Origin of the sequence: Streptomyces endocoffeicus (assembly GCF_016741935.1) — a bacterium.
Taxonomy (GTDB): domain Bacteria; phylum Actinomycetota; class Actinomycetes; order Streptomycetales; family Streptomycetaceae; genus Streptomyces; species Streptomyces endocoffeicus.
In genome coordinates this window covers 50,528-71,400 of the sequence record NZ_JAERRG010000040.1, presented here as the reverse complement: position 1 = coordinate 71,400, position 20,873 = coordinate 50,528, and the positions used below count along the sequence as shown (strand labels likewise).

The 20,873-nt window shown below is 72.0% G+C and carries 19 protein-coding genes; 8 read left to right on the top strand and 11 right to left on the bottom strand.

What is annotated here, in order from left to right; genetic code table 11:
* Positions 1–117 precede the first annotated feature (117 nt).
* Positions 118–582 (bottom strand): RrF2 family transcriptional regulator, encoded by a 465-nt coding sequence (locus JK364_RS48045; RefSeq protein WP_191065045.1) that lies wholly within the window; start codon positions 580–582, stop codon positions 118–120.
* A gap of 215 nt (positions 583–797) precedes the next feature.
* On the opposite strand from JK364_RS48045, the gene JK364_RS48040 reads away from it, so the two are divergent.
* Together JK364_RS48040 and JK364_RS48035 are read left to right on the top strand one after the other, a co-directional pair.
* Positions 798–3,557, top strand: a complete 2,760-nt coding sequence (locus tag JK364_RS48040) for an FAD/NAD(P)-binding protein (RefSeq protein ID WP_201857773.1) — start codon at positions 798–800, stop codon at positions 3,555–3,557.
* A gap of 272 nt (positions 3,558–3,829) precedes the next feature.
* On the top strand, positions 3,830–4,348 hold the full coding sequence (locus tag JK364_RS48035) for a lytic polysaccharide monooxygenase auxiliary activity family 9 protein (RefSeq protein WP_201857772.1): 519 nt from the start codon (positions 3,830–3,832) through the stop codon (positions 4,346–4,348).
* Between the two features lie 133 nt (positions 4,349–4,481).
* Here the strand turns inward: JK364_RS48035 and JK364_RS48030 are convergent, their stop codons facing one another.
* Positions 4,482–5,705, bottom strand: a complete 1,224-nt coding sequence (locus JK364_RS48030) for a DUF418 domain-containing protein (RefSeq protein WP_201857771.1) — start codon at positions 5,703–5,705, stop codon at positions 4,482–4,484.
* Positions 5,706–5,868: 163 nt separating this feature from the next.
* Between JK364_RS48030 and JK364_RS48025 the strand changes: the two genes are divergently transcribed.
* On the top strand, positions 5,869–6,672 hold the full coding sequence (locus tag JK364_RS48025) for a TetR/AcrR family transcriptional regulator (protein WP_201857770.1): 804 nt from the start codon (positions 5,869–5,871) through the stop codon (positions 6,670–6,672).
* 34 nt (positions 6,673–6,706) lie between these two features.
* Here the strand turns inward: JK364_RS48025 and JK364_RS48020 are convergent, their stop codons facing one another.
* The 5 genes from JK364_RS48020 to JK364_RS58295 all read right to left on the bottom strand — a co-directional run bounded on the left by JK364_RS48020 (position 6,707) and on the right by JK364_RS58295 (position 10,199).
* Complete coding sequence (locus tag JK364_RS48020; protein ID WP_201857769.1) at positions 6,707–7,171, bottom strand: ATP-binding protein; 465 nt, start codon at positions 7,169–7,171, stop codon at positions 6,707–6,709.
* Positions 7,172–7,260: 89 nt separating this feature from the next.
* Entirely contained in the window at positions 7,261–8,295 is a 1,035-nt protein-coding gene (locus JK364_RS48015) for an ABC transporter substrate-binding protein (protein WP_201857768.1), read from the bottom strand.
* 112 nt (positions 8,296–8,407) lie between these two features.
* A complete protein-coding gene (locus JK364_RS48010; protein WP_201857767.1) occupies positions 8,408–9,205 on the bottom strand; it encodes an ABC transporter ATP-binding protein in 798 nt (265 codons plus the stop codon).
* Complete coding sequence (locus JK364_RS48005) at positions 9,178–9,987, bottom strand: ABC transporter permease (protein ID WP_201857766.1); 810 nt, start codon at positions 9,985–9,987, stop codon at positions 9,178–9,180. Before JK364_RS48005 ends, JK364_RS48010 begins: the two co-directional genes overlap by 28 nt.
* Before the next feature lie 128 nt (positions 9,988–10,115).
* Complete coding sequence (locus tag JK364_RS58295) at positions 10,116–10,199, bottom strand: putative leader peptide (protein ID WP_350203233.1); 84 nt, start codon at positions 10,197–10,199, stop codon at positions 10,116–10,118.
* A 101-nt stretch (positions 10,200–10,300) separates the two neighbouring features.
* On the opposite strand from JK364_RS58295, the gene JK364_RS48000 reads away from it, so the two are divergent.
* The gene (locus tag JK364_RS48000) at positions 10,301–10,720 is read left to right on the top strand and encodes a YjbQ family protein (RefSeq protein WP_201857765.1); all 420 of its coding nucleotides are present in this window, start codon (positions 10,301–10,303) and stop codon (positions 10,718–10,720) included.
* A 78-nt stretch (positions 10,721–10,798) separates the two neighbouring features.
* Here the strand turns inward: JK364_RS48000 and JK364_RS47995 are convergent, their stop codons facing one another.
* Positions 10,799–13,270, bottom strand: coding sequence for an ABC transporter permease (locus JK364_RS47995; RefSeq protein WP_201857764.1), 2,472 nt, complete (start codon positions 13,268–13,270; stop codon positions 10,799–10,801).
* Positions 13,264–14,001 carry an ABC transporter ATP-binding protein gene (locus JK364_RS47990; RefSeq protein ID WP_201857763.1) on the bottom strand — a complete coding sequence of 246 codons (738 nt, stop codon included), beginning with the start codon at positions 13,999–14,001 and terminating at the stop codon, positions 13,264–13,266. Before JK364_RS47990 ends, JK364_RS47995 begins: the two co-directional genes overlap by 7 nt.
* Positions 14,002–14,204: 203 nt before the next feature.
* On the opposite strand from JK364_RS47990, the gene JK364_RS47985 reads away from it, so the two are divergent.
* Both JK364_RS47985 and JK364_RS47980 read left to right on the top strand, forming a co-directional pair.
* Positions 14,205–15,467 (top strand): sensor histidine kinase, encoded by a 1,263-nt coding sequence (locus JK364_RS47985; protein WP_201857776.1) that lies wholly within the window; start codon positions 14,205–14,207, stop codon positions 15,465–15,467.
* Positions 15,440–16,099, top strand: coding sequence for a response regulator transcription factor (locus tag JK364_RS47980; protein ID WP_201857762.1), 660 nt, complete (start codon positions 15,440–15,442; stop codon positions 16,097–16,099). The genes JK364_RS47985 and JK364_RS47980 overlap by 28 nt, the downstream gene beginning before the upstream one ends.
* A 28-nt stretch (positions 16,100–16,127) precedes the next feature.
* On the opposite strand, the gene JK364_RS47975 is transcribed toward JK364_RS47980, so the two are convergent.
* Positions 16,128–16,760: a TetR/AcrR family transcriptional regulator gene (locus JK364_RS47975; RefSeq protein WP_201857761.1), complete on the bottom strand. Its 633-nt coding sequence runs from the start codon at positions 16,758–16,760 to the stop codon at positions 16,128–16,130.
* A gap of 191 nt (positions 16,761–16,951) precedes the next feature.
* On the opposite strand from JK364_RS47975, the gene JK364_RS47970 reads away from it, so the two are divergent.
* On the top strand, positions 16,952–17,692 hold the full coding sequence (locus JK364_RS47970; RefSeq protein WP_201857760.1) for an SDR family NAD(P)-dependent oxidoreductase: 741 nt from the start codon (positions 16,952–16,954) through the stop codon (positions 17,690–17,692).
* 36 nt (positions 17,693–17,728) lie between these two features.
* Here the strand turns inward: JK364_RS47970 and dacB are convergent, their stop codons facing one another.
* Positions 17,729–19,090 carry a D-alanyl-D-alanine carboxypeptidase/D-alanyl-D-alanine endopeptidase gene (gene dacB / locus JK364_RS47965; protein WP_201857759.1) on the bottom strand — a complete coding sequence of 454 codons (1,362 nt, stop codon included), beginning with the start codon at positions 19,088–19,090 and terminating at the stop codon, positions 17,729–17,731.
* A gap of 313 nt (positions 19,091–19,403) precedes the next feature.
* Here dacB and JK364_RS47960 point away from each other — a divergent pair, with 313 nt between their 5' ends.
* Positions 19,404–20,828, top strand: coding sequence for a DUF1996 domain-containing protein (locus JK364_RS47960; RefSeq protein ID WP_201857758.1), 1,425 nt, complete (start codon positions 19,404–19,406; stop codon positions 20,826–20,828).
* Positions 20,829–20,873 lie beyond the last annotated feature (45 nt).

Sequence of the window (20,873 nt, the reverse complement as noted above, 5' to 3'; positions counted from 1 at the left end):
AGGGCGCGGCCCGCCGGGCGACCGATTTCTTCCCCGCCGCGCCAACGGGTGCCAATGCCCAACTCGGGCCCGGGGGTGGGGGATTGGTGCGGCGCCGACGCTGTCGGCCCCGGCCCGTCAGGTGTCGTAGTGGCGGACGTCGTCGAGGTATTCGCGCGCCCGCTCCTGGACCAGCGGGGGCAGTTTCCCGGCGGCCAGATCCGCGAAGGTGGTCTTCTCCAGCACCTGCCGCAGACTCGCCCGCACCGCGCGCCACACATCGGGCAGCACCGCCGCGGCTCCGGGGTACTCCAGACCGCTGAGGCCCACGTCCCGTACGTTGGCCAGCGGGCCGTCGATGGCGCGGATCGCGTCGGCGAGGGTGATCTCCTTCGCCGGGCGGGCCAGCAGATATCCGCCTTCCGGGCCCCGCACACTGCGCACCAGATGGGCCAGGCGCAGCTCGCGCAGGATGCCGAAGAGGAAACGCAGGGGAATGTCCTGCCGGGTCGCCACCTGCTCGGCGGTCAGGGGTGAGCCCTCCGCGGCCGCCAGTTCGGCCATCGCCCGGACGGCGTAGTCCGACTTGGCTGTGATCCGCACCAGGGAAAGTTATCACGCACGTCCGTTTGATGGGGTCGGGCCCCATACCACCGGCTTGGGTATCCACCCTGGTGGCGGTCAAGGTCGTCGCGTTGTTCCGCCATGAGTTCACCAAGTTCATTGAATTGGTGCACTTAGATGGCTACGGTACCGGTTGCGTGAGCGGGGCATCGGTTCTGCTCCGCCGCCGGTTCCGGGTAAGCAGGAGGTATCACATGGCATCGCCAGAGCCGTGTAGCACGTCAGGGCCGTGTACGAGGACCGTCGCCGTCGTGGGGGCGGGGGCCGCCGGCGCGCTGGTGGCGATCCAGCTCTGCGAGACGGCGGCACGCCGCCGTGTCCCGTTCGAACTCCTGCTGATCGACCCGGCCCCGGAGGCCGGCCGCGGCGTCGCCTACTCCACCCTCGACCCGCGCCACCGCCTCAATGTCCCGGCGGGCAGGATGAGCTGCTACCCCGACGATCCCGGACACTTCGTGCGGTGGCTGTGCCACCACGGTGAACCGGGCGTGCGGAGTGGCGACTTCGCGGAGCGCTACCGCTACGGCGCCTACCTCGCCGACACCCTCGGCCGAGCCATCATGGCCGCCCAGGGCGTCGTCACCGTCCGCCGGCTGCGCACCCGGGCCACCGGCTGCCACTGGACCACTCTCCCCGGCGGGGACCAGCGGGCCCGGCTGGAGCTCGCCGACGGCCGTACCGTCGAGGCGCGGTGCGTGGTGCTGGCCACCGGGCCGTCCCGCGCCACCTCCGCCTGGGCCCCCGGGGACCTGCGTGGCAATGACCGCTTCATCGCCGACCCCTGGGCGCCCGGCGCCCTGGACGCCGCCCTCCAGGACGGGCGGAAGGAGGATGTACTCCTCGTCGGCACCGGGCTGACCTCGGTGGACATCGCCATGACGCTCGACCGCCCCGGCCGCACGGTGCACAGCGCCTCCCGTGGCGGAAGGCTGCCGCAGGCGCATGCGGTGGACCCGCTGCCCGCCGCCACGTGCGCGACCCCACTGCACGGTCTCTCCCTGGCCGCGCTGCGGGCCGCGGTGCGTCGGCACATCGGCCGCGTCATGCGCACCCACGGCGACTGGCGGCCCGCGGTGGACGGGCTGCGCCCGGTCACGGCCGAGATCTGGGCGTCGATGTCCACCGCGGAGCGAGCCGAGTTCGTGGAGCAGGACGGCTCGTTGTGGAACACCCACCGCCACCGTATGCCCCCGGCCACCGCCGAGGCGGTCGGGCGCATGCGCCGCACCCGGCGGATGCGGACGCACCAGGGGCGGCTCGCCTCCGCCTCGGCCCGGCCCGACGGCTCCCTGACCGTGTCCCTCACCACCCCCGACGGCCCCCGCACGCTGCCCGTCGGCTGGGTGGTGGACTGCACCGGGCCGGGCCTGCGGCTCTCCGACACGGCCGACCCGCTGTGGCGGAGTCTGCTCGACCAGGGCGCCGCGCTGCCCGGCCCGCTCAGCATGGGCGTCGCCACCGACCACGGACGGCTGCGCGGTGCCGATGGCGGCACCACACGCCCCCTGTGGACCCTCGGCGCGCCCCGCCGTGGCGAGTTGTGGGAAACCACCGCCATCCCGGAGATCCGGGTACAGGCCGCCACCGTCGCCGAGGCCGTCCTCGACCCGTGGACGGCCCCCGCACTCCCCGCCACCGGCGGCCCCGCCGGGCGCCGGACACGTCGGCCCGTGGACACCTCGGGTTTTCCCCTCAGCACCCACGCGGCCGCCGCCACCGCCTACCGCCTCGGCGTGGACCGGCTGCTGAAGGTCCGGACCGGGGCCGCACCGGCGCTCCGCCGCTCCGTGGCGCTCGACCCCGGATTCGCCCTCGGCCACGCCGCGCTCGCGCTCATCGGCCATGAGTGCGGGGCCGACGTGGACGTCTCCCGCGCCCTGGCCGACGCCCGGCGCGCGGCGCGCGAGCGCGCCGACGACTACGAGCGCTCCTTCGTGGACGTCGTCTCCCGCCGCGTCCTGCACCCGCCCGCGGACGGCGACGCCGCCCTCCTGCGCCACCTGGAGGACCACCCGGGTGACGCGCTGGCGCTCGCCGTCGCCGTGCCCACCATCGCCTTCTCCGGTCTGCGCGATCTCGACGGCGGCACCGCGCTCCGCGTGGTCGAGCGCACCGCCCCGGCACACGGGGAAAGCTGGTTCCACACCTCCCTGCTCGCCTTCATGCGCCAGGAGCAGGGGCGTTACGACGAGGCCGGAGTCCTGGCCGAGCGGGCCCTGGCCGCCGAACCCGCCTCCGGCCACGCCATGCACGCCCTCGCCCATGTGCACTACGAGTCCGGCGACCACCAGGCGGGCCGTGAGCGACTTCAGCGATGGCTGGCCCACCGGGGCCGCGGCGGAGCCCACCGCGCCCACTTCTCCTGGCACGCCGCCCTCCACGAACTCGCCCTCGAGGACACGGCGGCGGTCCGCCGCCGGTGGGCGGAGCAGCTGTCGCCGGGGAAGGTGTACGGGGTCCGCGCCCTGGTCGACTCCGGCTCCCTGCTGTGGCGCGCCCGGCTGGCGGGCGCATGGCAGGGCCCGTTCCCGATCGGCGATGTCCTGGACACGGCGCCCGCCGACGTCCTGGAGCGTCCGGCCACCGCGTTCGTCGCCCTGCACTCCGCCATCGCCCTCACCGCCGCGGACGACCTGCCGGGGCTGCGCCGGCTGCGGGTCCACGCCCTGCGCGCCGACGAGGTGCAGCGACGTGTCATCGCCCCGCTGTGCGCGGCGTTCGAGGACATCCTGGAAGAGCGCTGGACGGACGCGGCACGCGGATTGGAGCGCCTCCTGCCACGGCTCCCCGGTGTGGGCGGCAGCGCCGCGCAGCGTGAGGTCGTGGAGGAGACCCTGCTGTACGCGCTGGTGTCCGCGGGCCGGTGCGAGGCGGCCCGGGATCGCCTGGCGGAGCGGCTGGACCGCCGTGCGTCTCCCCATGACCGGCGACGGCTGACGGCCCTCTCCTCCTGACCGTCCGCCACCGGCTGTCGCGTGCCCCGGCCCGGGGAACCGGGCCGGGGCGGTGACATGTGTGGGGATGACAGTGGACCAGACCACTTCCGTCACATGTCTTGACCGTGAACGGACAGAGGGTATGGTCTAGACCTAGTGCGGCGCTGCGTCACGGCCGCCCCTTGCGGCCCGTGAAGCGTTCCGTGCAGCCACCCCCCACATCCCCCCACATCCTCACCTTCGGCAAGGACTTCCCGTCTGGCGTGGGGCCTCGCCGTGAAGGAGTTGGCATGAACATGAAACGAAAGTTGGCGGTAGTCGTCGGCGCGGGGATAGCCCCCATGATCGCTCTGAGCCTCCCCGCGAGCGAGGCCAGCGCGCACGGCTACATCTCCACCCCGCCGAGCCGTCAGGCCCAGTGCGCGGCCGGGACCGTGCCCTGCGGCGACATCAAGTACGAGCCGCAGAGCGTCGAAGGCCCCAAGGGGCTGACGAGCTGCAGCGGCGGCAATGGGAAGTTCTCCGAACTCGACGACGACAGCAAGGGCTGGGCGGTCACGCCCATCCCGTCCAAGGCCGACTTCACCTGGAAACTGACCGCGCGTCACGCGACCAACACCTGGCAGTACTTCGTCGGCGGCCAGAAGGTCGCGGAGATCAACGACGGCGGGGCGCAGCCGGGCGAGACCGTCACCCATCAGGTGGACTTCGGCAGCCTGAAGGGCAAGCAGAAGATTCTCGCGGTCTGGAACATCGCGGACACCGCCAACGCCTTCTACGCCTGCATCGACGTGAACATCGGCGGCTGAGCGCGAGCGGCTGAACGCGCGCGGGTGCACACAGGTGGTTTGAACATCGGCGGTTGAACACCGAAGGCCGGTCGCCTCTGGGGCGGCCGGCCTTCGGCGTCGCCGTGTGCGCGGTGCGCATGGCGCCGCCCGGCTATCGGGGGCCGTACGTAAGCCTCCGCAGCAGCTTCTCGGCGGGGCCCGGAAGCGACCGGCGCTGCAGGAGATGGGCCCCGGCCACCGTGGCGAGCCAGACCAGGACGGCGCTCAGGAACGCGGTGAGCGTCGGGCTGCCGGTCCGCTCTCCGAGCGCGAGCGCGTAGGGGGAGAGCAGTACCACCCACGCGAGGGACTGGAACAGATAGCCGCTCAGCGACCGCTGGCCGAGCGCCGCCAGCGCCTCCACGGGAAGCTTCCGCCGTGAGGCGGAACGGGCCTTCGACAGGCGCAGGGCGAGGAGCCCGAAGAGCGCCACATATCCCGGGCCGCCGAACTGGCCGCTCACTTCGTACAGGCTCAGGAACGCGTCCGCGGTGGCGTCGTCGACATGCACGAATCCGGCGCTGACCAGGCCGATCGGCACCCCGCCCGCGAAGGCTGCGCCGAGTGCGACCACGGCGGTGCGGACCAGCAGCCGCCGGTGGCGGGCCGGGTCCTCCAGGACGCCGCGCCGCGCGGCCCACGCGCCCAGCCAGACGATCGCGATGAACCCCAGCACGGTCAGGGTGTGGATCGGCCACTCGCGGAGCCGGTCGGCCACGGATGTGAGGTAGTCGGGGGCCGAGAGCGAATCGACATCGTCCGTCGGCACGGCGGCGGACCCCGGGCCGCTGTCCATGGCGCGGTACGTGGCCACGGCCGCCAGTGTGGCGGCGTACACCGCCGTGCAGCCCCACAGCCACAGCACCACGCGCTGCACGCGTTCGCCGCGGCGCAGGAGCAGCAGGGTGAAGACGATACCGACGATGCCGTAAGCCCCCAGGAAATCACCGAAGTTGAGCAGCGCGGCATGGACGAGGCCGAAGGCGATGAGCCATGCGTTGCGCTTCAGCAGCACCGAGCGGGCCGCGCCGGGCCCGGATCCCTCCGCGTCCTGTCTGCGGGTGAGCTGCACCAGCCCGTAGCCGAACATCACGGCGAACATCGGATAGGCGCGGGCGTGCACGAAGACGAACATGACGAGGTTGAACGGGCGTTCCCAGCCGTGTGGCGACGCCTCGGCGCCCGGCTGGTTGCCGAAGGTGGCCACCGCGGCGTTCGCGAGCGCGATGAACAGCAGCATGGTGCCCCGCGCCAGATCGGGGGCCAGGGCCCGTTCGGTCCGGCGGACGGGGCCCCGTGCGGGGCCCGGGGCATGGGACTGCGTTATGGCTGTCACCTGGATCTCTCTCCGTCCTGACATGAGGGCCCAACGGGCAAGGGGCATGGGCGGGCCCTCGGCACCCGGCTTAGTATAAGCAATAATCTATACGACAGATACTAAGTAGCGGTAGGCCATGATGTACCTGGTGAGCAACCGAGGTACGCGAAGGAGAAGCGCCATGTCGGCCGAGCAGGAGGAGGCGCCCGCCGAGCTGGCCCGCCTGTGGAGGCTCCCGGTCCCGGCCTCGGGCCTCGGCCGGCCCGCCGCGCTCGACACCGAGCGCGTGGTGCGGACGGGAGTGGAACTGGCGGACCGCGACGGCCTGGCGGGCGCGACACTGCCGAAGATCGCGAAGGAGCTGGGCGTCACCCCGATGTCCCTCTACCGCCATGTGGGATCCAAGGACGAGCTCCTCGTCCTCATGCGGGACCTGGCGCTCGGCTCCCCGCCCGAGGTCGAGACCGCGCCGGACCGGTGGCGCGAGGGGCTACGGCAGTGGACCGTCGCCCAGCGGCTGGTCCACCACGATCGCCCCTGGCTCCCCCGCCTCCCCATCGCGGGGCCGCCGATGGGGCCTCATGAGATCGCCTGGATGGAAGCGGGCCTGGGCGCGCTGAGCGGCACGGAGCTGGACTGGGCCGCGAAGGTCGGCAGTCTGACATTGCTCAGCGGCTATGTGCGCCACGCCTCCCTGCTGTCCCAGGAACACGCGCAGGGCAGGAGCGAAACGGGGCTGAGTCAGGAGGAGGCCGAGCGGGCCTACGGCAGGACCCTGGCGCGGCTCATCACCCCGGACCGCTTTCCGCAGGTGGCGCTGCTGTTCTCGTCGGGCCTGTTCGAGGCGGCGCCCGACGGGGCGTACGACGATCCGGCGACCGACCATGACTTCGTCTTCGGCCTCGAACGCGTCCTGGACGGGATCGCCGTGGCCGTCGACCGCGCACGGGCGGGGACGGGGACGGGCCGGAACGGCACGGGCTAGGGGGCGATGACGTCACGCGACGGCACGGAGCGGGTCAACCCGGTGTCGGCGCGGTGGTGGTACGCCCCGACACCCGTCCTCTTCGGGCGATGATCGCGCTCACGGTCTTGCCCCCGGGCTCCTCGCTGACGGTCGTGGCCATGGCCATGCCGCTGATCATCGGCCAGCCGAACCCGCCGCGCTCGCCGCGGACATCCGGAGTGCGCCGGTGCGGCGGTACGCGGCTGGCATCGCCGACGGCGATGGTGATGGAGTCAGGGTCGGCCGACACGCGCAGCGAGCAGAACCGGCCGCCCGAGTGCCGTACGGCATTGGTGACCAGCTCCGAGACGACCAGCATCACCGCGTCGGCGGCGCCCTGATCGGGCGCCGGACGCAGGCCTTCCAGAAAGGTGCTGGTGAGATGTCGTGCGTGCGCGGCGGCTTCGGGGCGGCATTCCAGGGTCTCCCGCACCGCGGACGGCGTGGTGGCCGTCCACTGGGCCGTGGCGGTGTGCATGACGCTCACCTCGTTTCATCGGGTGTGTATCGCGCGGCTGACGGTTTCCACGCGCTTACCCGATGCGGCGCTCCCGAAAAGGGGTGTCCTCAGGATCCCTTTCCGTAGGTGCGCGGTGCGGAGGTGGAGGGCGGCAGATCGCCGTTGAAGCGGATGTCGACATAGTCGGCGAACTGATAGCGGCGCGGGGTGAGCTTCAGCTTCGCGAAGGTGTCCGCGATCTTCTGCTCCGAGGCGATGGCGGGCTTGTCGACGGCGACGTACACCCGGGTGCCGTTGGTCCGCTTCACCGAGTCCAGCGCCACCTGGTACGGCAGCCCGGTCTCCTTGCCCCACACCTTGGCCCACTCCTCGGGGTGCTTGTAGACCCAGTCCTGGGCCCGGCGCAGCCGTCCGAGATAGTTCTTGATGACCTTGACCTTCTTCTTGTCCTCGAGGGAGGAGGGGTTGGCCACCTGGAAGTTGAGGCCGTTGACCACCCCCCGGCCCGTGGTGAGGACCCGCGCGTCCGACTGGCGCAGCGCCTGGGAGGTGTACGGGTCCCAGACGGCCCAGGCGTCCACCTTGCCGCGGGTGAAGGCGGCCAGGGCATCGGCGGGCTGCAGGAAGCTGACCTTGACGTCCTTGATCGAGAGCCTGGCCTTGGCGAGCGAGGCGACCAGTTGGTAGTGGGCCGAGCTGCCCTGTGCGACCGCCACCGACTTGCCCTTGAGGTCGGCCGTCCGCTTCACCGGCGACCCCTTCTTGACCAGGATCGTCTCCCCGTCGGACGTACCGTGCTTGGCGGCCACGACCTTGATGCGGGACTTGGCGGCCGCGGCGAAGACCGGCGGGGTGTTGCCGACCCCGCCGATGTCCACGGCCTTCGCGCTCACGGCCTCCAGGATCGGCGGACCGGAGGTGAACGTCGACCACTTGATCTTGTAGGGGAGGTTTTTGAGCTGCCCGGCGGCGCGCAGCACCGCCTCGTCATTGCCCTTCTGGTCACCGACGTTGAGGGTCACATCGCCCTTGCCGTCGGTGTTGCCGGAGGAGCCGGAGTCGTTCTGCGCGTGCGAGCTGACGCAGGCGGACAGCAGCAGGGCGAGGGGGAGGGACAGGGCGGGGACGATACGCCGTCTCATGTCAGCGGGGTCCGTTCGGGAGGTACGGGGGGTACGGGAAGTTCTGGGGTATTTCGGAATGCGCTTGGCGGTTCAGGCTGGACCTGGCGGTTCGGGCGGGACCAACCGCCCGTCAGGCGACCTTGTGGACGGCGGCCGGTTCGGGCGCCTTCACACCCAGCCGGTCCAGGAGCTCGGTGCGCAGCTCGGCGAGGAGCGGATCGGCGATGTCGCGCGGCCGGTCCCGGTCCACCCGGATCTGATGCGCGATCACACCCCCGTCCATCACCAGGACGCGGTCGGCGAGCAGCAGCGCCTCCTCCACGTCATGCGTGACCAGCAGCACCGCGCAGCCGCGCCGCTGCCACAGCTCGGCCACCAGCTGCTGGGCGGTGATCCGGGTGAGCGCGTCCAGCGCGCCGAACGGCTCGTCCAGCAGCAGCAGATCGGGCTCGCGCACCAGCGCACGGGCGAGCGAGGCGCGCTGGGCCTCACCGCCGGAGAGGGTCTTCGGCCAGGCGTCGACGCGATGGCCGAGACCGACCTCGTTGAGCGCTTCCTCGGCCACGGCCCGCCCGGGGCGGCCGTCCAGCCCGAGCAGCACATTGCGCCAGACCCGCTTCCACGGCATCAGCCGGGGCGCCTGGAAGGCGACGGCCTTGCGGCGCGGCACCAGCACCTCGCCCTCGATCTCCCGGTCCAGCCCGGCGAGCACCCGCAGCAGCGTGGACTTGCCGCAGCCGCTGCGGCCGAGCAGCGCCACGAACTCGCCCGCCGGGACATCGAGTTGGAGGTTGTCGATGACCGGGCGGCCGTCGAACGAGCGGGTCAGCGAGCGCACCCGCACCGCGGCACCGCCGCTCTCGCCCTCTTTCCCCTGCCCCAACTCCTTCTCCGGGGAGTTCACTTGCCGGTGAAGTTCGGTCGCCATTGCAGCAGCAGCCTCTCCAGAGTGCGGACGATGAAATCGGCGAGCAGGCCGAGGGCGGCGTAGACGATCAGGCAGACCACGATCACATCGGTCTGGAAGAACTCCCGTGCGCGGTTGAGCAGAAAGCCGATCCCGTCGTCGGCGTTGATGGTCTCGCCGAAGACCAGCGCCAGCCAGGCGGTGGCGAGGGAGTAGCGCAGCCCGGTCATCGCGCCGGGGAGCGCCCCGGGCAGCACCACATGGCGGATCAGCCCCCAGCGGCCGAGCCCGAGCGAGTTCCCGGCCTCGATGAGCTGGGCGTCCACGCCGCGGATGCCCGCGTAGACGTTCAGATAGAGATGGAAGGTGACGCCCAGCGCGATGAGCGCGATCTTCGGAGCCTCGCCGATGCCCATCCAGATGATGAACAGCGGGATCATGCCGACCCAGGGGATGCTGCGCAGCATCTGCACACTCGCGTCGACGAGGTCCTCGCCGAGCCGGGAGAGCCCGGAGACCAGCGCGAGCGAGACGCCGATGACACCGCCGAGCGCCAGCCCGATCAGCACCCGCTGTACGGACACCAGCATGGCGTGCGGGAGGGTGCCGTCCTTGACCAGGCCGGAGGCGGTATCGGCGATGGTGCCGGGGGAGGCGAGGGTGTCGGAGGGCAGTACACCGGTGGCGCTGGACACCTGCCAGAGCACCAGCAGCAGAAGGGGTCCGGTCGTACGGCGCAGCCATCGCGGCACGGTGCGGCGGCGCGCGGAGAGCGGCACGACCGGTTCGAGAACCGGGGACATGGGGGCTCCACAAAGGGGTACGCCGCGACGCCCGTACAGGCCCGTACCCGCCGTACGACACGACGATCAGCACGGTACGGCGGAACGGGACCGAGGCGAGGGGGCGGAGAGGCGGGGGGAGAGAAAGGTCAGCGGAGGCCGGGACACGCGGCGGACGCCACCCGCAGCAGGTCGATATGACCGCGCGTGGTGAGCAGGGCTGACGTAGACATGCCCTCGAAGCTAGCGAGGACGTCCGGAACCGGTCAACGGTGTCTTGCCCCTCGGACCTTTGTTGCGGGAGTTTTACGCGACGGCGTATCAGGATGGTCCCATGAGCACATTCCGTACCCACACCATCAGCGTCACCACCGGATCCACCGAGACCGTCGCCGACCTCACCGCCGACTGCGAGGCGTATCTGCGCGAGGTGGCGGACGGCGGCGACGGCCTGCTCAACGTCTTCGTCCCGCACGCCACGGCCGGGATCGCCATCCTGGAGACGGGCGCCGGCAGCGACACCGATCTGCTCTCCGCCCTCCGTGACCTCCTCCCCGCCGACGACCGCTGGCGCCACCGCCACGGCAGCCCCGGCCATGGCCGCGACCACGTCCTCCCCGCGTTCGTACCCCCGCACGCCACCATCCCGGTCATCGGCGGCAGGTTGGCGTTGGGCACCTGGCAGTCGGTGTGCCTGGTCGACACCAACCGGGACAACCCCGACCGCCAGGTGCGGCTGAGCTTCCTGGGCTGACGTGGGCCGACGTGGACCGACGCGGGCCGCCGTGAGTTGACGCGGGGACGTGAGTTGACGCGGGCTGGGCCGACGCGGTCACTCCCGCAGGCCCGCCAGTGTCACCGCCCGGTGGCGCAGGGCGAACGCGGCGGGGGCGACCGACGAGACCACGGCGAGTACCGTGCAGGCGGCCGCGGCCGCGCCGATGGCCGTCCAGGGGACGTCGATCGTGGTCCGCACCGACAGCAGGGCCAGGGCGCTCCACATGCCCGCCAGGTTGAGCCCGGTGACCAGGAGCCCCAGGACCGCGCCGACCGCGACCACCGTCAGCGCCTCGGCGCCCACCAGCCGCAGTACCTGCCAGGTGGTGGCTCCGGCCAGGCGCAGCACGGCCAGGTCGCGGACGCGGTCGGCGGTCGCCATCACCATGGTGTTGGCCACGGAGATGCCCGTGTAGAGGAGGGCGATGCCGAGGACCAGCAGGAAGCCGAGCCGGGTCGTGCGGTTGGTCGCGGGGTAACTCGCCTTCACCCATTGGTCCTTGGTGAAGACGTGGCCGAAGACGTGGCCGCCGGTGGTGCGCACCGCCGCACGCAGCCCGGTGGCCGCTGCGTCCGCGTCGGCGCCGCGCGCCAGGGCGATGTCGACCCGGTCCACGGTCGCGCCCGGGGCGTTGCGCGGGGTGACGTAGACGCCGTTGTCGCCGGTGCCGGTGGCCATCACCGCGGCGATCCGCAGCGACCTCTCCGTGCCGTCGCCGAGCCACACCCGCACCTGCTCGCCCACGGTGTGCCGTTGCCACTCGCCATTGACGATGATCGAGCCGTCGTCGAGATCGCTCGCTCTCCCTGCCTCGATCGGCAGTCGGGACGTGGCGGCGAGCGGGCCCGGGTCGGCGGCGCGGGCGTCGGACTTGAGGAGCGATCCGCCGTCCTCCAGGACGTACACGGCGCTCGACGAGGTCGTGGACACCTCGACACCGGGCACATCGCGCAGCCTGCGCAGCGCCGCCGTATCGAAGCCCGCGCCCCCGGCCGGGGTGATGACGAAGTCGGCGGCCGTCCGCTGCCGGGTCTCGGTGGCCCGCGCCCGGTTCAGCGTCGCGGTGGCGCACAGGAGCGAACCGGCGAGGGCGACCGTGACCAGTACGGGCGCCGCGATCGCGGCCGTGCGGCGCACCCCGGCGGCGGCGTTCTCCCGCACCAGCATGCCGCCGGCACCGGGCAGCCGGGCCGGGAGCCAGGCGATCAGCCGGGTCAGCGGGCGCACCGCCACCGGTGCGAGCAGCGCGACCGCGCTGATCAGCAGCATCGGCCGGCTCACATAGGTCTTCCGGTGCAGCAGCTCGCCCGGGTCCGTGAGCAGGGCCAGACACAGTGTCACGGCGGCGGTCACCAGCAGGGCCAGGCCGGACAGCCGTCGGCCCCAGGTCATCGTCCCGCCCGTCACGCTGTCCGCGGACGCCTCGCGCAGCGCCTGGGCGGGGCCGGTGCGGCCGGCCCGCCAGGACGCGGCCGCCGCACCGCACAGCGCGACGCACAGCCCCGTCCAGAAGGCCAGATGGTACGGCCAGACATGGTGGCCGATGGTGAACCAGCGCGGTGCGAGGCCACCGTCGACCACCCGGCCGGCCAGCCGTGGCGCACCGTACGCGCCGAGCAGACAGCCGGTGGCCGAGGCGAGCACACCCACCACGAGCGCTTCGGCGAAGACCATCCGGCGGATCTGGCCCGGGGTCGCCCCCGCCACGCGCAGCAGCCCGAACTCCCGGCGCCGCTGGGCGACCGCGAACGCGAAGGTGGAGGCCACCACGAACACCGACACAAAGGCGGCGACGCCCCCGGCCGTGCCGAACATCGCGTTCATCGCCGCGAGGGCCTCGCGGTCCCGGTCCGGGTCGGGGTCGGCGTGGCGGCGTCCCTGCCCGGTGAGGACCCGGACGCCGCCGCGAACCGCCTCGCGTACGGCCGCCGGGTCGGCGTCCACGACGAGCTGGACGCTGATCGGTGACAGCCGGGCGGCGCGTGCGTCGGTGTAGAACACGGCGTTCTCGAAGCCGCGCCCCGCGACGGTTCCGACGACCCGCACGGTGCCGCGGTCGGTCCGTACGCGCTGCCCCGGCCTCGTCCAGTCCCCGCTGACCACGACCTCGTCGGCCGCGCGGGGCGGGCGTCCCGCGTCGATCCGGTACGGGGCGAAGGCGGCGGTGGACCAGGGGTGCCCCACCAGGTCGTCCGGCCCGCCCCGCGCCCGTACGGCGAACGACCGGTCCGTGACGACGGCGCCGAGCCTCCGCAGCCGCGCGACGGTCCCGGCGGGCACGGCGCGCGGATGCGCGAGCCGCTGGACCCGGACCCCGGCCGAGGTGTCCACCCGCAGGGTGTCGGCTCCCCTGACCACGACCGGCGCGGCGGCGAACCGCTCGGGTCCGCGGCCGGGCGCGTCCAGGGACGAGGCGAGCGCCAGGCCCATCACCGCGGTCAGCGCGACGCCCAGCGAGAGGGCGACGAAGCTGCCGGTGAAGGCGGCCCAGCGGGTGCGCAGGGTGCGCAGGGCGACACTCAGCACGGCACGGCCTCCAGCGTGGCCATGTGCGCGGCGATGGTGTCGGCCCCGGCCCCGGCCAACTCACCGCTCACCCGCCCGTCGACGAGGAAGAGCACACGGTCGGCGCGGGAGGCGGCCACCGGGTCATGGGTGACCATGACGATCGTCTGGCCCTCGCCGTCGACCATGCCACGCAGCAACGTCAGCACCTCATGGCCGGTCCGCGAGTCGAGGGCGCCGGTCGGTTCGTCGCCGAAGAGCACATCGGGCCGGGTGATCAGGGCGCGGGCCAGGGCGACGCGCTGCTGCTGACCGCCGGACAGCTCCGCCGGCCGGTGCCGCGCCCGCTCGCCGAGCCCGACCTGCTGGAGCACCTCACGCACCCGGGCCTTGGCGGGGCGGTGGCCGGCGAGGCGCAGGGGCAGTGTCACGTTCTGCTCCGCGGTCAGGGACGGCAGCAGGTTGAACGCCTGGAACACGAACCCGACGCGCCGGCGGCGCAGCAGGGTCAGCCCGGTCTCGCTCAGCTTCGTCAGCTCGGTCCCGGCCACGGTGACCGACCCCGATGTGGGGCGGTCCAGCCCCGCGGCGCACTGCAACAGCGTCGACTTGCCGGACCCCGAGGGGCCCATGACGGCGGTGAACGATCCCCTGGGGAACGCCAGCGAGACGTCGTCGAGCGCCGTCACCGCCCCATTGCCCGCACCGTAGCGTCTGCTGACGGAACGCAACTGGATCACGTCATCGTTCATCTGTCCCCACCCCGTGGTGTCGCCGTGGCTCTTCTCTTCGGTGACCTCACGAAACCGCGTGGGGGCACCGCGCCGCAGTACGGCAGGGGCGAGACCTGGGGTAGGGCCAGGCATACCCCCGAAGGACTCCCTGGCCCGATGGCACCGGCGGTGCGGGGCCTTCTACGGTGAGCTCCATGCACCCGCGGAACGTGTGGCACGCCATGTCCGGACCGGGCTTCCTGCTGTCGTCGTGGCCGTGGCGCTCCGCCGGATACCTGCTCACCGGAGCCGTGACCGGAGCCGTCGCGCTCGTGGTGATCGCGGCCACGGCGGCGGCCGGAGCCGTTCTCGCCCTCGTGCTGGTGGGGATCCCGCTGTTCGTCCTCGCGGCCCTCGCCGGAATCCCGGTGGCCTGGGTGGAGCGCCACCGGATGCGCCTGATCGACGCGGACCCCGCCCTCGACCCGCACCGGGCGCCCCTCGCCCCCGGCCTCCGGGCCTGGCTGACCACGCGCATGAGGGAGCGGGCGACGTGGCGGGAGCTGGGTCACGCCCTGCTGTTCGCGGTGGTGCTGTGGCCGGTCGACGCGCTCGTCGTCGCCGTCGCCCTGCTCTGCCCACTGTCCATGGTCGCGACCCCGCTGCTGATGGCCGCGGTCGGCGGGGGCCAGGAGATCAAGGTGCTCAAGCAGTGGACGGTCACCACCTGGCCGGCCGCCTTCGGCATCGCCGTCCTCGGTGTGGCGCTTCTGATGCTGGGCGCCTATGCCCTGGGGGTGGTGGCCGGCGCCCGGGCCGGACTGACGCGGTTGCTGATCGCTCCGTACGAGGCCGAACTGGGCACGAGGGTCGTCGAGTTGACCCGTTCCCGCCTCCGGCTGGTGGACGCCTTCGAGGCGGAACGGCGGCGCATCGAGCGCGATCTGCACGACGGGGCGCAGCAGCGGCTGGTGGGACTGACGATGACGCTCGGCCTGGCCCGCCTGGACGCCCCTCCCGGGCCGGTCGCCGAGCAGCTCGCGAAGGCCCACCAGGAGGCGGACCAGGTGCTCGCGGAGCTGCGCGAACTCATCCGCGGCATCCACCCCAAGGTCCTTTCGGACCACGGCCTCCCCGCGGCCGTCGCCGACGCCGCGGACCGCTCCGCGATCCCCGTGGACGTGGCGCTGGCCCTGTCCGGACGGCTGCCCCAAGCGGTCGAGGCCGCCGCGTACTTCGTCGTCCGCGAGGCCCTCACCAACGTCGCCAGGCACAGCGGGGCGAGCCGCGCGGAGGTGAGCGGAGAACACCGGGACGGACGGCTGTTCCTCCAGGTGCGCGACAACGGCCGGGGCGGTGCGGACACCGGCGCCGGAACCGGCCTGACCGGACTCGCGGACCGGGTTTCGGCGCTGGATGGCAGAATCTCCCTGTCCAGCCCGCCGGGCGGACCGACCCTGTTGCGTGTGGAGATTCCTTGCGTACGGACCGACCGCTCCGCGTAGTACTGGCCGAGGACAGCGTGCTGCTGCGGGAGGGGCTCATCGGCCTGCTCGGCCGCTGCGGCCACGACGTCGTCGCGGCCGTCGGCGACGCCCCCGCACTGCTCGCCGCGGTCGGGGAACACGCTCCCGACATCGTCCTGACGGATGTGCGGATGCCCCCGGGGTTCCAGGACGAGGGCCTGCACGCGGCGGTGCGGCTGCGCGAGACACGGCCCACGCTGCCCGTCCTGGTCCTCAGCCAGTATGTGCAGCGGACGTACGCCTCGGAACTGCTGGACTCCGGTGACGGCACGGGCGTCGGCTATTTGCTGAAGGACCGGGTCGGGCAGGTGGCGGACTTCGTGGCCGCCCTGTGCGAGGTCGCGGACGGTGGCACCGTCGTCGACCCCGAGGTGGTACGCCAGTTGCTGCGCCGACGCCGCGATCCGCTGGAGCGGCTCACCGCGCGGGAGCGGGAGGTGCTGGGACTGATCGCGGAGGGCAAGTCGAACGGCGCCATCGCCCGTGCGCTGGTCGTGTCCGAGGCGGCCGTGGGCAAGCACATCGGCAGCATCCTCACCAAGCTGGACCTTCCTCCGGCGGAGGAGACACATCGCAGGGTGCTCGCGGTCCTCGCCTACCTGCGGGCGTGACCCGGAGGCTCCAGGCAGGTCGGCCCGGCTATCGCCGACCCGTGAGGTTCTCCATCACCTCGTAGACCTGATCCGGGGTGAGCGGGCCCACGGGAAGTGGCTGTCGGGCGGCCTCGGTGCGCAGTCCGTCGAGGAGGAAGGCGATATTGCGGCGCCAGGCGTCAGGGGCCGTGCGGGGGGTGGCTCGGGCCAGCACGGAGTTGGAGCCGAGGACGAACACCAGGTCCTCGGTGGTGAAGTCGGGGCGTAGCGCACCCGCGTCCTGGGCCCGCTCGATGATGCGCTTTGCGGCGTCCAGCGTCCGGCCGCAGACGGCCATGAGGCGTTCGGCGCCCGGGTAGTGGCCCCCGACCACATCGGCGACCGCCGGATCGACGGCCTGTATCCGGCAGAGCCCCTCGATGTAGTACGCGAACCCCTCCCAGGCGTCCTCGCGGGACAGGGCCCGCTCGGCGATCTCCTCGAGGCGTTCGGCCGCCAGGTCGGTCACCACCTCGTCGATGAGCGCCTCACGGGTGCCGAAGAGGTTGTAGAGCGTTCCGTGGCTCACCCCGGCCCGCCGGGCGATCTCCTTCAGCGGTACGTGGAGGCCGCGTTCCTGGAACAGCTCGGCGGCGGCTGCCCGCAGCTTCTCCGCGTTTCGTTGCGCGTCGGCCCGCATCCGGTCGTTCCTCCTGGTCCTGGCGTGGCGTCCCCCATGGTCGCATCCTCCCGCGGAACTAACTTGACCCTGCGGTCAAGTTTCATGTTACCGTCGACGACATAAGTTGACCCGCTGGTCAAGTTAGCTGATCCAAAGGGATCCAAAGCTGCTCCAAAACTGATTCATCACTGATCCAAAGGAGAGCCCCCATGTCCAAAGTGATCGCCGTCTTCGGGGCCGGTACCGGTCTCGGTGTGTCCGTGGCCCGCCGGTTCGGGCGTGAAGGCTTCCGGGTCGCCCTGGTGGCGCGCCGCAAGGACCGCCTGGACGGGCTCGTCGAGCGGCTCGCCGGTGAGGGCATCGAGGCGGCCGCCTTCTCCGCCGATCTGTCGATCCCCGCCGAGGCGCCCGCCCTGGTCGCGGCCATCCGCGACCGCTTCGGCCGGATCGATGCCATCGAATACGGGCCGATCAGCGGTGACCAGGGCTTCACCGCCGCCACTCGGCTGGACGCGGCCACCCTGGAGGGTTTGATCCCGCTGCTCCTGCTCACCCCGGTGGAGGTGGTCCGCGCCGTGCTGCCGGAGTGGACCGAGCGCGGCGACGGCGCCTTCCTGCTGACCCAGGGCTACTCGGCGGCGCAGCCGATACCCCACCTCAGCGGCGTGGGCCCGGTGATGGCCGCCGCCCGCAACTATCTGTACTCGCTCAACGGTGAACTCGCCGACACCGGCGTCTACGCGGGCACCCTCACTATCGGGGCCCTGATCGAGCGCAGCGAGATCGCGGAGTCGGCCGCCCTGGCCTCGGCCGACGCCGAAGCGCTCGCGAACTTCCCGGTCGCCGACCCGGACGACCTCGCCGCGCACTACTGGGACATGTACACCAAGCGCGACCGCGTCGAGCAGTTCCACCCCGAGCCCCCGGCCGCGCAGGCCACCGCCGGGTGACCCGCGGAGCCGGGGACTCGGCGGTGGCCTACGCGGCTACGCCCAGCAGCCGTTGACCGTGGCGGCGAGGCCGTCGAGGGTGTCCTTGGTGGCGGCCGGGTCGGCGGAGGACTGGTTCTCGATGAAGGAGAAGACCTTCCACCGGCCGTCCTCCGCCTTCGTCAGGCCGCTGAGCGCGATGGCGCCGGTCAGCGTGCCCGTCTTGGCCTTGACCTGGCCGACGGCGCACTGGGAGTCCTGGGTGTCGAAGCGGCCCCACTCGGGGCCCAGGGTGCTGCCCGCCTCGCCCGCCACGGGCAGGCCCTCGTCGATGGAGCGCAGCAGGCCGCTGTAGCGCGGGTCGGTGACCAGGTCGAGGATGTCCGCCACGGTCCGCGCCGGGATGCGGTTCGCGCGGGAGAGCCCGCTGCCGTCGTGGATCTCGAAGTTGGCCATCGAGACCCCGTAGTGGCGGCTGAGGACGTCCCGCACCACGGCCGTGCCGTCCTCGTAGGTGGCGGGCCGGCCGGCGCCGAGCGCGGTCATGCGCAGCACCGTCTCGGCGATGTCGTTGTCGCTCTTCTTGAGCATCTTCTTGATCGTCTCGGACAGTGTGGGGGACAGGTGCTGTCCCACCGGGACGTCCGTCGCCGAGGCCGTGCCGCGGGTGACCTCGCCGTCGACGGTGACGCCCTGGTCGGCGAGTTGCTTGGCGAAGACCTTCCCCGCGTCGATGGAGGTGTCCGCGGACAGCTTGCCGTCCACCACCAGGGAGCGCACCGGCGACACCTGGTCGTCGTAGTAGGAGTCGTTCCAGCCGGTGGCGAGGGTCGGCTCGGGGAAGAGGCTGTCGTCGATGCGGACCTTCACCGAGTCCAGGCCCCCGAGCTTCACGCCGGCGGCGGCCGTCTTGGCGAGCTCGGTGAGATCGGCGGTGGTCAGCATGCGGTCGCCGCCACCGATGAGGGTGAGCGTGCCGTCGCCGTAGACCACCTTGGTGGTGAACCGGTGCTCGGGGCCGAGCACGGTCAGCGCCGCCGTGGCGGTGGCCAGTTTGGTGTTGGACGCGGGCATCAGCGCGGTGTCGGCGTCATGCCCCCAGATGACCTTGTCGGACGCGGAGTCCAGCACGATGCCGCTGAAGGTGTCGCCGAGATTCGGGTTCTGCGCGCGGGTGTTGAGGTTCTCCGCGATCCGCTGCTCGGCGGGGTCCAGCCCCTCGGTGGCATCGAGCCCGTCGGCGGCCACGGACTGAGCCGTCGTGGTGGTCTTGGTGCTCTTGTCGGCGGCGAGCGCGGACGGAGCGGACAGCAGCGCGCCCGTGACCGGGACGGCCGCGATGATGAACGCGCGGCGCACGGCGAGGCTCATGGGTTTGGCTTTGCGATGACGCCCGTTGGACGAGGTCGCGCTGGACATGGGGGGCTCCGGGGCGCGTAGAGGGACATTGGGGGGTGGTGAAACGAAGCACTCACTTTAGCCATAGCTGATCACCTTCGTCCCGTGGGTCCGTGGATATGTGGTGAAGCCACTAAGGAGATGCACCAGTGCACCGACTCCTCCGGCTATTTACGAGATGTTGCGACCACCGTTGAGAACGATCGCCTCGCCGTCCGTATCCACCGTCGTCGGGTTGCGCCCTCCACTCCGGGACGGGTGGCGGGAGCGCGCTCCGACGTGGCCGAGGGCAACGCGTCCCCGGCGTACGAAGACTGCCGATGAGGGGCGAAGGATGAGGAAGAGACACAAGCGATCCAGGGTCATCGGGCTGACCGTGGTCGGAGTGACCGCACTGGCCGTGGGCGGCGGGGCTCTCCTGATGACCGACAACGATGCTTCCGCCGCCCGCCAGTCGGCCGGGCAGCAGGCGTCGGCGCGAACGGCGATGACCGTCAAGTGCCCGGATGCCGCGACCCGGCTGGCGAGTGTGCCGCAGCAGGCGCGGCCCACCGTGGACAAGGAACTGGCGACGATGGACAGCCAGGTGGCCGACGCCTACAAGCAGTTGGCCGCGCGCGGCCCCGGCGCCGACCGGGACTGGGTGCGCACCCGGGTGCTGGAGCCGCTGACCGCCCAGCGGCGTGGCGCGCTGAACCGCATCGGGAACGAGATCGGCCGGGTGGGGAGCCGCCCGTCCGGCCTGGACACGATGGCGTCCTGCACCGTGCAGGAGGCGCCCAACCCGGCCGCCGCACCGGCCGCCGCGTCGGCGGGTGCCACCCCCGCCGCGGGAACGGCCGCCCCCGCCGCCCCGGCCGCGGGCGGCCAGGCGCAGTCCGGCCCGGTGCGGGCGGACTTCGTGGACATCCGCAAGGTGAAGCCGAACGTCAAGAACCCCCGCACGCAGGGCAACGCCTCCCGTGGCACCTTCTCCTCGCGCTGCGGACGCAATGAGAACAAGCACTTCAACTCGGACAACGTGATCGTCGCCCCCGGTGTGTCCAACGGCGCCCACCACATGCACGACTACGTCGGCAACCGCGACACCGACGCCTTCTCCACCAACGACGGCCTCGCCGCCGCCGGGACCACCTGCACCAACGGCGACCGCTCCACCCACTACTGGCCGGTCCTGCGGCAACAGGACGGGACGAAGGAGGTCGACGCCGACGCGCCCGGCGGCGGCACCGAGGGCAACATCGGGAAGATCCTGCGGCCGACCACCGCGTCGATCACCTTCCGCGGCAGCGCGGTGTCCAAGGTCGTGGCGATGCCCAAGTTCCTGCGCATCATCACCGGCGACGCCAAGGCCTTCACCAACGGCACGGCCAACGCCAACGCCTCCTGGAGCTGCACCGGCTTCGAGAACCGGCAGCTGAAGGACAAGTACCCGCTCTGCCCCAAGGGCAGCAAGGTGGTCCGTACGTTCAAGTTCCAGAGCTGCTGGGACGGCAAGAACGCCGACAGCGCGAACCACCGCACCCATGTGGCGTTCGCGGACGCCAAGGGCGGGTGCGCCAAGGGGTTCAAGGCCATCCCGCAGCTGATCCAGCGGATCACCTACAAGGTCGCGCCCGGCTCGCTCTTCGCGGTCGACAGCTTCCCCGAGCAACTGCACAAGCCGGTGACCGACCACGGCGACTTCATCAACGTGATGTCCGACTCGCTGATGAAGAAGGCCGTGAAGTGCGTCAACACCGGGCGCAAGTGCGGCTGACAGCCGGTGCCCGCAAGGCCCGTGCCCGCAAGGCCCGGTGCCCGC